The sequence below is a fragment of the Pseudomonas sp. GM41(2012) genome (genome assembly GCF_000282315.2).
Lineage (GTDB): Bacteria > Pseudomonadota > Gammaproteobacteria > Pseudomonadales > Pseudomonadaceae > Aquipseudomonas.
Genome location: NZ_AKJN02000006.1, coordinates 985,629 through 996,905, shown reverse-complemented (window position 1 = coordinate 996,905; position 11,277 = coordinate 985,629). Strand labels below are relative to the sequence as shown.

Sequence of the window (11,277 nt, the reverse complement as noted above, 5' to 3'; positions counted from 1 at the left end):
GTCAAGCGACGGCTACGACGTCGAGAATCCGCTGGACCACCCGGTCCTGGTCGATGCCCGCGGCTTCGGCTTCAAAGGAAAGAATGATGCGGTGGCGCAGTACGTCGAACAGCACCGCCTGGATATCTTCCGGGCTGACGAAGTCGCGACCGGCCAGCCAGGCGTGGGCCCGGGCGCAACGGTCTAGGGCAATCGAACCGCGCGGGCTGGCGCCATAGGCGATCCATTCGGCCATCTCCGGGTCGAACTTGGCCGGGGTGCGGGTGGCCATGACCAGTTGCACCAGGTATTCCTCCACGGCGTCGGCCATGTACAAGCCAAGGATTTCCTTGCGCGCGGCAAAAATCGCCTGCTGGCTGACCCGGCGCTCGGGCTTGGTTTCGCCGTTCAGCGCTTCGCCACGGGCCTGTTGCAGGATCCGACGTTCGACGGCGGCGTCCGGGAAGCCGATCTTCACGTGCATTAGGAAACGGTCGAGCTGCGCTTCGGGCAATGGATAGGTGCCTTCCTGCTCGATCGGGTTTTGCGTGGCCATCACCAAAAACAGCGGCGACAGCTCGTACGTGCTGCGTCCGACGCTGACCTGGCGCTCGCCCATGGCTTCGAGCAGGGCGGACTGAACCTTGGCCGGGGCGCGGTTGATTTCGTCCGCCAGCACCAGGTTGTGGAAGATCGGGCCTTGCTGGAACACGAAACTGCCGGTTTCCGGGCGATAGATTTCCGTGCCGGTGATGTCGGCGGGCAACAGGTCGGGGGTGAACTGGATGCGATGGAACTGTGCTTCGATGCCTTCGGCAAGTTCTTTGATGGCCTTGGTCTTGGCCAGGCCCGGAGCGCCCTCGACCAGCATGTGGCCGTCGGCAAGCAAGGCGATGAGCAAGCGCTCGATGAGTTTTTCCTGGCCGAGAATCTGCGTTGAAAGAAAGGTTCGCAGCGCTAGCAGCGCTTCACGATGTTCCATCGATGACTGTTCCTGGAAAGGGTGACCGAAGACGTTCGAATAACGCCAGGGCTGGGGGCGTTACTTTAATCTATCGCGGGGGGCGGCGACTAACGGCATTTTGTGCAAAGTGCAGGAATTGATTGGCGAGATTGTTTGAATTTTGTAGGACTCGAAGGGTGGTGGTGTTCTTTCGGGCCTCATCGCGAGCAGGCTCGCTCCCACAGGGGATCTCCAGCGGACGCGAAATTTGCATCCGGCACAATTCCAATGTGGGAGCGAGCCTGCTCGCGATGAGGCAGGTTCAGGCACCCGAAATTCTGAGGCTCAAAGCTGGCTTATATAGGTGCCAGTACCCTTGAGAATGTTCTGCAACGTTTCTTCCACTTCGGCCAAATCCGCCGCATCAGTGCTGTGAATGATTTCCAGCGAATCATCACCATTGAGCGCATCGGCGTCAGCGGCAGCGATTTCGATCAGCAGGCGGGTAGGGCTGAGGGTGACTTTTACGCCGTCCAGCGTCGAAGGCTCGTCGCCAAGGCTGATGTCCAGCGCGTCCTCGTCCGGGTAGCGGGTCATCAGGAACATATCGCCCTGATCGCTGTGGCAGCAGAGCATGGCCATGTTGTCTTCTTCGTCGTCGCACGGGTTGACGATCAAGAGGGCGGTGGTCATTTGCATGGGGAATTCCTGGCTCGACGAGCGTTGTGAAGACGAACAAAGGGCGATTCTGCCAGCCCTGGGGAATTTCTGCTCGCCTGAGTGTCTGAGGATGTGTCGTGAGCATTCAGGGTGTTGCTGGTCATTTCTGGTACGGATGTGCCGCAAAACCGGGCTTAAACCCCCCGTTTTGCCGTGCGGCTGCTAGTGTTGTTCGATGCACAAGGCGCAAGCTGCGTACCGATGACCGAATATGTCGCAGCGCTGCAAGCACGGGCCTTGTCGCACTGGTTAAGCTGCGCAACGGATGAGCACCTGTAAAGGCATTGCGCTGCACCTTGCCCAGTCGTTTTTGCAGATGCCCATTCATGGAAGGTGAATGTGACCTGAGTGTCTCGTCCAGCTTCACCCACCTGTCATCCTGTTTCCTCTGCCCGAGAATCAGGAACAGGGTGACGGATTGCCCCGAAAGGGGTTTGCACGCGACGCTTCCATCAATAACAAGCCCAAGCGGAGTACCACAGATGGCGTTCTTCACCGCAGCCAGCAAAGCCGACTTCCAGCACCAACTGCAAGCGGCACTGGCCCAGCACATCAGTGAACAGGCACTGCCACAAGTGGCGCTGTTCGCGGAACAATTTTTCGGCATCATTTCCCTGGACGAGCTGACCCAGCGTCGGTTGTCCGACCTCGCCGGCTGCACCCTTTCTGCGTGGCGCCTGCTTGAGCGCTTCGATCACGCGCAACCGCAAGTGCGCGTCTACAACCCCGATTACGAACGCCACGGCTGGCAGTCGACCCACACCGCGGTCGAAGTGCTGCACCACGACCTGCCATTTCTGGTGGACTCGGTACGCACCGAGCTGAACCGTCGCGGCTACAGCATCCACACCCTGCAAACCACTGTGCTGAGCGTACGTCGCGGCAGCAAGGGCGAGCTGCTGGAAATCCTGCCGAAAGGCACCCAGGGCGAAGGCATTCTTCAAGAATCGCTGATGTACCTGGAAATCGACCGTTGCGCCAACACCGCCGAGCTCAATGTCCTGAGCAAAGAGCTGGAACAGGTGCTCGGTGAAGTCCGCGTCGCGGTCGCCGATTTCGAACCGATGAAAGCCAAGGTCCAGGAAATCCTCACCGGCCTGGACAACAGCCAGTTCGCTGTCGATTCCGAAGAAAAAGCCGAAATCAAAAGCTTCCTGGAATGGCTGGTGGGCAACCACTTCACCTTCCTGGGCTATGAAGAATTCGTGGTTCGCGATGAAGCCGACGGCGGCCACATCGTCTACGACCAGGATTCCTTCCTCGGCCTGACCAAATTGCTGCGCACCGGCCTGACCTACGATGACCTGCGCATCGAAGACTACGCCGTGAACTATCTGCGCGAACCGACCCTGCTGTCGTTCGCCAAGGCTGCGCACCCAAGCCGTGTACACCGTCCGGCTTACCCGGATTACGTGTCGATCCGTGAAATCGACGCCGACGGCAACGTCATCAAGGAATGCCGTTTCATGGGCCTGTACACCTCCTCGGTGTATGGCGAGAGCGTGCGGGTCATCCCGTACATCCGCCGCAAGGTCGAAGAAATCGAACGCCGTTCCGGCTTCCAGGCCAAGGCTCACCTGGGCAAGGAACTGGCGCAGGTGGTTGAAGTGCTGCCGCGTGACGACCTGTTCCAGACCCCGGTCGACGAACTGTTTGCTACCGTGATGTCGATCGTGCAGATCCAGGAACGCAACAAGATTCGCGTGTTCCTGCGCAAAGACCCGTATGGTCGTTTCTGCTACTGCCTGGCCTACGTGCCGCGCGACATCTACTCCACCGAAGTGCGCCAGAAGATCCAGCAAGTGCTGATGGATCGCCTGAAAGCCTCGGACTGCGAGTTCTGGACCTTCTTCTCCGAGTCCGTGCTGGCCCGCGTGCAACTGATTTTGCGCGTCGATCCGAAGAACCGTCTGGACATCGACCCGCAGCAGCTGGAAAACGAAGTAATCCAGGCTTGCCGCAGCTGGCAGGACGACTACTCGGCCCTGACCGTCGAAACCTTTGGCGAAGCCCACGGCACCAACGTGTTGGCCGACTTCCCGAAAGGCTTCCCGGCCGGTTACCGCGAGCGTTTCGCCGCGCATTCGGCTGTGGTCGACATGCAGCACCTGCTGAGCCTGAAAGAATCCAATCCGCTGGTGATGAGCTTCTATCAGCCACTGGGTCAGGTCTCCGGTCAGCGCGAGTTGCACTGCAAGCTGTATCACGCCGATACCCCGCTGGCGTTGTCCGACGTGTTGCCGATCCTGGAAAACCTCGGCCTGCGCGTGCTGGGTGAATTCCCGTATCGCCTGCGTCATAACAATGGCCGCGAGTTCTGGATTCACGACTTTGCGTTCACTGCCGCTGAAGGTCTGGAACTCGACATCCAGCAACTCAACGACACCTTGCAGGACGCTTTCGTCCACATCGTGCGTGGCGATGCCGAGAACGATGCGTTCAACCGTCTGGTGCTGACCGCCGGCCTGCCATGGCGCGATGTCGCGCTGCTGCGTGCCTACGCCCGGTACATGAAGCAGATTCGCCTGGGCTTCGACCTGGGTTACATCGCCAGCACCCTGAACAACCACACCGACATCGCTCGCGAGTTGACCCGGTTGTTCAAAACCCGTTTCTACCTGGCGCGCAAGCTGACCGGCGACGATCTGGAAGACAAGCAGCAACGCCTGGAACACGCGATTCTCAGCGCTCTGGACGATGTTCAGGTACTGAACGAAGACCGCATCCTGCGTCGCTACCTGGACCTGATCAAGGCCACCCTGCGGACCAACTTCTACCAGACCGACGCGCACGGTCAGAACAAGTCCTACTTCAGCTTCAAGTTCAACCCGCACCAGATTCCAGAGCTGCCGAAGCCAGTCCCGAAGTTCGAAATCTTCGTTTACTCGCCACGCGTCGAAGGTGTGCACCTGCGCTTCGGCAACGTTGCTCGCGGTGGTCTGCGCTGGTCTGATCGTGAAGAAGACTACCGCACCGAAGTCCTGGGCCTGGTAAAAGCCCAGCAAGTGAAGAACTCGGTCATCGTGCCGGTTGGCGCGAAGGGCGGCTTCCTGCCTCGTCGCCTGCCACTGGGTGGCGGTCGAGACGAGATCGCGGCCGAGGGCATCGCCTGCTACCGCATCTTTATTTCGGGCCTGTTGGACATCACCGACAACCTGAAAGACGGCGCGCTGGTACCGCCGGCCAACGTCGTGCGTCATGACGACGATGACCCGTACCTGGTGGTCGCTGCGGACAAGGGCACTGCAACCTTCTCCGACATCGCCAACGGTATCGCCATCGACTACGGCTTCTGGCTCGGCGATGCGTTCGCATCGGGCGGCTCGGCCGGTTACGACCACAAGAAGATGGGCATCACCGCCAAGGGCGCGTGGGTTGGCGTTCAACGTCACTTCCGCGAACGCGGCATCAATGTTCAGGAAGACAACATTACGGTGGTCGGCGTCGGCGACATGGCCGGTGACGTGTTCGGTAACGGCTTGTTGATGTCCGACAAGCTGCAACTGGTCGCAGCGTTCAACCACCTGCACATCTTCATCGACCCGAACCCGGAGCCGGCCAACAGCTTCGCCGAGCGTCAGCGCCTGTTCGACCTGCCGCGTTCGGCCTGGTCGGATTACGACACCAGCATCATGTCCGAAGGCGGCGGGATCTTCTCCCGTAGCGCGAAAAGCATCGCGATTTCCCCGCAGATGAAAGAGCGCTTCGACATTCAGGCTGACAAGCTGACCCCGACCGAACTGCTGAACGCCTTGCTCAAGGCACCGGTGGATCTGTTGTGGAACGGCGGTATCGGTACGTACGTCAAAGCCAGCAGCGAAAGCCACGCCGATGTCGGCGACAAGGCCAACGATGCACTGCGCGTAAACGGCAACGAACTGCGCTGCAAAGTCGTGGGCGAGGGTGGTAACCTCGGTATGACCCAGCTGGGTCGTGTCGAATTCGGCCTCAATGGCGGCGGTTCCAACACCGACTTCATCGACAACGCCGGTGGTGTGGATTGCTCCGACCACGAAGTAAACATCAAGATCCTGCTGAACGAAGTGGTTCATGCCGGTGACATGACCGACAAGCAACGTAACCAGTTGCTGGCGAGCATGACCGACGAAGTCGGCAACCTGGTGCTGGGCAACAACTACAAGCAGACTCAGGCACTGTCCCTGGCGGCACGCCGTGCCTTCGTGCGGATTGCCGAATACAAGCGTCTGATGAACGATCTGGAAGGCCGCGGCAAGCTGGATCGCGCCATCGAGTTCCTGCCGGCTGAAGAAGCGATCAACGAGCGTCTCGCGGAAGGCCATGGCCTGACCCGTGCAGAGCTGTCGGTGCTGATCTCCTACAGCAAGATCGACCTCAAGGAAGCGCTGCTCAATTCCCAGGTACCGGACGACGATTACCTGACGCGCGACATGGAAACCGCTTTCCCGCCGACCCTGGTGAGCAAGTTCTCCGACGCCATGCGCCGTCACCGTCTGAAGCGTGAGATCGTCAGCACCCAGATCGCCAACGATCTGGTCAACCACATGGGCATCACCTTCGTTCAACGACTCAAAGAGTCGACCGGCATGAGCCCGGCGAACGTGGCCGGTGCTTATGTGATCGTGCGTGACATCTTCCACCTCCCGCACTGGTTCCGTCAGATCGAAGCCCTGGACTACCAGGTTTCCGCTGACGTGCAACTGGAGCTGATGGATGAGCTGATGCGTCTGGGCCGTCGCGCTACGCGCTGGTTCCTGCGCAGCCGTCGCAACGAGCAGAATGCTGCCCGTGACGTCGCGCACTTCGGTCCACATCTGGCAGCGCTGGGCCTCAAGCTCGACGAACTGCTGGAAGGCCCGACCCGCGAAGGCTGGCAGACCCGTTATCAGGCGTACGTTGCGGCTGGCGTTCCTGAGTTGCTGGCGCGCATGGTTGCAGGCACCACTCACCTGTACACCTTGCTGCCAATCATCGAAGCGTCCGACGTGACCGGTCAGAACGCCGCCGACGTGGCGAAGGCCTACTTCGCCGTGGGCAGCGCGCTGGACATCACCTGGTACCTGCAACAGATCAGCGCTCTGCCGGTTGAAAACAACTGGCAGGCCCTGGCCCGTGAAGCGTTCCGCGATGACGTCGACTGGCAACAACGTGCGATCACCATCTCCGTCCTGCAACAGGGCGACGGCACCCAGGACGTGGAAACCCGTCTGGAGCTGTGGATGGAAGAGCACGAAGGCATGATCGAACGCTGGCGCGCCATGCTGGTAGAAATCCGTGCCGCCAGCGGCACTGATTACGCCATGTATGCAGTGGCCAACCGTGAGTTGCTGGATCTGGCGTTGAGCGGTCAAGCGGTAGTGCCAGTCACTGCCACTAGCATTGCCAGCGCTGAGTTGGAGCCGGCTGCCTGATCAGGCGCTGAATGAAGAAGCCCCGTCTTGAGAGAGGCGGGGCTTTTTTTTGTCTGAAGGTTTTGGACCGTCTGGTCGGGCCTCATCGCGAGCAAGCTCGGCTCCTACAGGTTTTGGGTTGAACACATAACTTGTAGGAGCCGAGCTTGCTCGCGATGAGGCCATTCGCCTCAATGCAACTTCCAGACTGTTTTATTCTCGATCATCGACACTTTATCTGTCGGCCTGGTCAATAAATTACTGAGCGACTGGTCAAACTTCTGCAAGGCCCTGACTTGCACATTCTGTTGTTCGTTTATATCGGCAACTATCTCTTCGCTGCGTTTATAGTCGGCCCATAACGGACTCAGTTCTTTAGCGTCATGACCTTGCGCAGTGCCGATGTAGTTGAAGTTGGAATCGTAGAACGCTGCGCTGACATTCGCGCTGATATCCGAACTGCGCGAGGTCATCAATTGACTGCGCGTGTCGACGATGGCGACCACGTCCGGTTTGGCGGCCCTGAGACTTTGCATGTCCGGGTACACCGTCACCGAGCCAAACTGACGTTGCAAGGATGCTTTGACCCAGTCCACCGCCAGGTCCGGTTTGGAAGTGGCGACGTAGGCATCATGAATCGACTGCACCAGCAGGCTCTGGCCGAAACCGGTGCCGGCGTTGCTCTGGTAATCCTGAAGGTAGGCGCGGTTGGTCTGCGTGTTGCGGCTGTAGACGATGCCCAGGGACACGTTGCTGCCATGGGTGACATGCGTGGCGCTGCTGCGGCCGACCGGCCCGGTGAAAATGCCGTCGAGCGAAGAAACAGCCTTCGGTGCAGTAGGTATTGAACAACCCGTTAAAAGAACCGTTATCGTCAAGGTGCTGACAAGTGAAAGTTTCATGGTGTTTCTCCCGTGAAACAACTTGAGTCGGAAAGTTAATAGGCCGGACACAGTCGGCGGAGATTCCAGACTAAACCTGTCGACACTGAATGAAATAGACCATCACTGCACTTGTCAGGAAAACTATAGTTTTGTTTGGTTTAAAAGGTCTCGGTTAATTGCGTCGGGAAATTAAAAGGCCCGAATGCTTAATTCGAGCCCGTTTATTTATGGCTGGCGCAACAGCTATCAGTTTTCCAAAGGGATCAATACTTTTTCGTCGGGCGCTAACACCATAAACACCAACAGTTTGGCGGGTTGGGTGGCACTGGCATTTTTCGAGACCAAATGCTCCGAGCCGGCTGGCTCGTACCAGTATTCACCAGCCTTGTAAGTGATCGCCTTTTCGCCTTTGACCTGGGAAATGATTTCCCCCGAAATGACGTAAGCCATGGCCGTGCCTTCGTGCTTGTGGGCGATGGATGATTGGCCGGGTTTGTAATCGACTTCGATCATCAGCGCTTTTTTACCTGGTGCGTTTTTCAACATCTGGTCCTGCAACACCGTGACCTTTTCCGAAGGGGCGGCTTCGTGAGCGTATGTCGCGGCGCAAAAGGTCAGGGCCAGGGCGGCGAGGGGCGCAGCACAGTAACGGAAGGCATTCATGGGTTATCACCTGCTGTGGTTAGTGTCAGGGACCACAGTAAGTCTCGGCCAAGGCCAATCAAACAGCCAATTTTCGTGAAGGCGAGGGGACCAATCATGCTCGTTGAAAAAACAAGATCGCCGCCTCCAGCCACTCCTGCAGAGGTACCCATTGCCCTGTAGGAATGGCCGAAGACAGCGACCTAATTTAAACGATAGGAAAGCTGTTGAAGTCGACGCTGTTGGCCAGGCGGCTGTCGATCAGGCCGATAAAGCCTTGTACTTCAGGGCAGTTGAAATGCATTTGCATGGCCGCTTCCGATTGCCAGCGGGCACTGACCGTCCAGCGGTTGTCGTCCTCGGGGCAGCGGTCGACCATATAGGAATCGCAGCCCGGTAATTCGCGCAGGGTGTCGACGATTTTTTGCAGTTGCTTACCCAGTTCGTCCGAGCGGCCGGCGGCGGCCTGCACCTTAACGGTATTGATCACTTCGTTGGACATTGCTCACACTCCTGAATCAGGCCGGACGAATCCTGCTCATTGAGGGATAACGTTTATGCAGGATAGGCCTGCATCCCCGGACCACCAATAGCCAATCGCGGGATAAAAACGCAGACCAATCCGTCAGGCAACCTGCTGCAAAATGTCCCGCAGGCGGTCCAGGGCGATGTCGATGTCCAAGGTTTCGATGGCGCCAAAACCCAGGAAAAGCCCAGACTGCGGCGCTTGCTGGTAGAAAAAACTGTCGATGGGATACACCCCGACTTCGACTTTTTTTGCAAGTGTGATCACCAATGGAATATCGATAGACACTTTGCACATAACCACCATGTGGAACCCGGCTGTGGTCGGAACCGCCTCGAGCCACGGTGACAGATCGCCGGCCATGCGCTCGAGGATCCGCTCACGACGCCCGGCATAGATCGTATGGCAGCGCCGGATGTGCTTGAGCAGACAGCCTTCGGCGATGAACTTGGCCAGCGCCCATTGGGGCAGGGTGGAGGTGTGAAGGTCGGTGAGCTGCTTGGCGCGAATGACCGCTTCGAGTATCGCCGGCGGCAGGATCGCATAACCCAGGCGCAGCTCCGGCAGGAGGGTTTTCGAAAAGGTCCCGACGTAGGCGACGATGCCGCGTTCGTCCATGCTTTGCAGCGAGTCGGTGGGCCGGCCTTCGTAGCGGAATTCGCTGTCGTAATCGTCCTCGATGATGATCGCGCCCAACTCATGGGCCCGCTCCAGCAGCGCGACCCGGCGCGCCTGGCTCATCGGCATGCCAAGCGGGAACTGGTGGGACGGCGTGACGTAGATCAGGCGGGTGCCAAGGGGGATCTTGTCTACTTGAATGCCTTCGGCGTCCACCGGGACGCCGATCACCGTGGCGCCGTGGGTACCGAACAACAGGCGTGCGGGCGGGTAACCGGGGTCTTCCATGGCGACGATGCTGCCGGGCCGCGTGAGCACCCGGGAGATCAGGTCCAGCGCCTGTTGCGCGCCATTGCACACCACCACGTCTTCGTCCTGGCAATTGACCCCGCGGGAAAACGCGATGTGCCGGGCGATCGCATTGCGTAACGCCGGCAAGCCTTCGGGCAGGCTGTATAAGCCCTTGGACGCAGCGATCTGGCGCAAGGCGTGAGCGGTGCAGCGCCGCCAGTCATCCTGAGGAAACTGACCCTTGCTGGTAGCGCCGCCGATGAAGTCGTAACGCAACGAGCCTTCCAGCGTCGGATGGCGCAGGAACACTGGCAGGTTGCGCCAGGACTCGATGACCTCGGCACTGGCCAGCTCCGAATGGCTCTGCTTACGGGTAATTTTCGCCGGTCGGGCGTTGACGTAGGTGCCTTTTCCGATGACCCCGGTGAGGAAGTTTTCGTAGGTCAGTTGCGTGTAGGTGTCAGAAATGGTCTTGCGCGAAATGCCCAGTTGTTCTGCCAGCAAACGACTGGGCGGCAGTTGCGTCCCGGCTGCCAGACGGCCGGATTCGATGGCGCTGCGCAGTTGGTTGTACAACTGGCCTGCCAGGTCCTTGCGGCCGTTGATGACAACGTGAAGTTCCATACCGGCGAAGCTCCTGGGGCGATTGAGGCGCGTGTGCGTCGGGCCAGATTACCCGCATGAGCGCCTGCGCAAAAGTTGCGTGGGCGAAAAACCTCCGATTGGTCTGGTGCCTGAGTGGTCCACGGGTATTTCGCAGAATTGGATCTGTAACGCCTGTGTATCAACGCCTACCTTGGGGGGCACACATTCGATCCACGAGGTCACGCCATGAACGCCCGCCTGGATTACTACAGCGCATCGCCCAAAGCGATGAAAGCGATGATTGCCATGGAGGCGTTGACCAGCAACCTCAGCATCGAGCCGGCCTTGCTGCACTTGATCAAGATCCGTGCCTCGCAACTCAATGGCTGCGCTTTCTGCACCGACATGCACTCGGTGGATGCCCGGCGACTCGGCGAGACTGACCGTCGGTTGTATTCGATCGTGGTCTGGCGCGACAGCGGCTTTTTCAATGCGCGAGAACGCGCGGCGCTGGCCTGGACCGAAGCCGTCACGCTGCTCTCTGAAAGCCATGTGCCGGACGACGTTTACACTCAGGCCCGGGAGCAGTTCAACGAAGGCGAGATGGTCGACCTGACCATCGCCGTCACGACCATCAACAGCTGGAATCGACTGGCGGTGAGTTTTCGGCAAACCCCTGGAGGCTGAATCGATTTTCCGCCTCGAGTGTCACGTCAGGTT

General features: G+C 59.0%; 8 protein-coding genes. 2 read left to right on the top strand and 6 right to left on the bottom strand.

The window, feature by feature from the left end:
* Position 1: 1 nt before the first annotated feature.
* Together PMI27_RS21355 and PMI27_RS21360 are read right to left on the bottom strand one after the other, a co-directional pair.
* Positions 2–961, bottom strand: coding sequence for an AAA family ATPase (locus tag PMI27_RS21355; RefSeq protein ID WP_008150800.1), 960 nt, complete (start codon positions 959–961; stop codon positions 2–4).
* A gap of 306 nt (positions 962–1,267) precedes the next feature.
* Positions 1,268–1,621, bottom strand: a complete 354-nt coding sequence (locus tag PMI27_RS21360; RefSeq protein WP_008150802.1) for a hypothetical protein — start codon at positions 1,619–1,621, stop codon at positions 1,268–1,270.
* 503 nt (positions 1,622–2,124) lie between these two features.
* Here PMI27_RS21360 and PMI27_RS21365 point away from each other — a divergent pair.
* Complete coding sequence (locus tag PMI27_RS21365; RefSeq protein ID WP_008150803.1) at positions 2,125–7,032, top strand: NAD-glutamate dehydrogenase; 4,908 nt, start codon at positions 2,125–2,127, stop codon at positions 7,030–7,032.
* Positions 7,033–7,202: 170 nt separating this feature from the next.
* Here PMI27_RS21365 and PMI27_RS21370 read toward each other — a convergent pair whose 3' ends face one another.
* From PMI27_RS21370 to pdxR, 4 genes are all read right to left on the bottom strand, one after another.
* Positions 7,203–7,913, bottom strand: a complete 711-nt coding sequence (locus PMI27_RS21370; RefSeq protein ID WP_008150805.1) for a hypothetical protein — start codon at positions 7,911–7,913, stop codon at positions 7,203–7,205.
* Positions 7,914–8,141: 228 nt separating this feature from the next.
* Positions 8,142–8,558, bottom strand: a complete 417-nt coding sequence (locus PMI27_RS21375) for a cupin domain-containing protein (protein ID WP_008150807.1) — start codon at positions 8,556–8,558, stop codon at positions 8,142–8,144.
* A gap of 187 nt (positions 8,559–8,745) precedes the next feature.
* Positions 8,746–9,039 (bottom strand): putative quinol monooxygenase, encoded by a 294-nt coding sequence (locus PMI27_RS21380; RefSeq protein ID WP_008150809.1) that lies wholly within the window; start codon positions 9,037–9,039, stop codon positions 8,746–8,748.
* A gap of 123 nt (positions 9,040–9,162) precedes the next feature.
* On the bottom strand, positions 9,163–10,596 hold the full coding sequence (pdxR, locus tag PMI27_RS21385; protein WP_008150811.1) for a MocR-like pyridoxine biosynthesis transcription factor PdxR: 1,434 nt from the start codon (positions 10,594–10,596) through the stop codon (positions 9,163–9,165).
* A 207-nt stretch (positions 10,597–10,803) separates the two neighbouring features.
* Here pdxR and PMI27_RS21390 point away from each other — a divergent pair, with 207 nt between their 5' ends.
* The gene (locus tag PMI27_RS21390) at positions 10,804–11,244 is read left to right on the top strand and encodes a carboxymuconolactone decarboxylase family protein (RefSeq protein ID WP_008150813.1); all 441 of its coding nucleotides are present in this window, start codon (positions 10,804–10,806) and stop codon (positions 11,242–11,244) included.
* Positions 11,245–11,277 lie beyond the last annotated feature (33 nt).

Excerpts from the sequence above, each read along its gene's own strand:
- PMI27_RS21355 (WP_008150800.1), bottom strand. The coding sequence starts at position 961 with ATGGAACATCGTGAAGCGCTGCTAGCGCTGCGAACCTTTCTTTCAACG.
- PMI27_RS21360 (WP_008150802.1), bottom strand. The coding sequence starts at position 1,621 with ATGCAAATGACCACCGCCCTCTTGATCGTCAACCCGTGCGACGACGAA.
- PMI27_RS21365 (WP_008150803.1), top strand. The coding sequence starts at position 2,125 with ATGGCGTTCTTCACCGCAGCCAGCAAAGCCGACTTCCAGCACCAACTG.
- PMI27_RS21370 (WP_008150805.1), bottom strand. The coding sequence starts at position 7,913 with ATGAAACTTTCACTTGTCAGCACCTTGACGATAACGGTTCTTTTAACG.
- PMI27_RS21375 (WP_008150807.1), bottom strand. The coding sequence starts at position 8,558 with ATGAATGCCTTCCGTTACTGTGCTGCGCCCCTCGCCGCCCTGGCCCTG.
- PMI27_RS21380 (WP_008150809.1), bottom strand. The coding sequence starts at position 9,039 with ATGTCCAACGAAGTGATCAATACCGTTAAGGTGCAGGCCGCCGCCGGC.
- pdxR (WP_008150811.1), bottom strand. The coding sequence starts at position 10,596 with ATGGAACTTCACGTTGTCATCAACGGCCGCAAGGACCTGGCAGGCCAG.
- PMI27_RS21390 (WP_008150813.1), top strand. The coding sequence starts at position 10,804 with ATGAACGCCCGCCTGGATTACTACAGCGCATCGCCCAAAGCGATGAAA.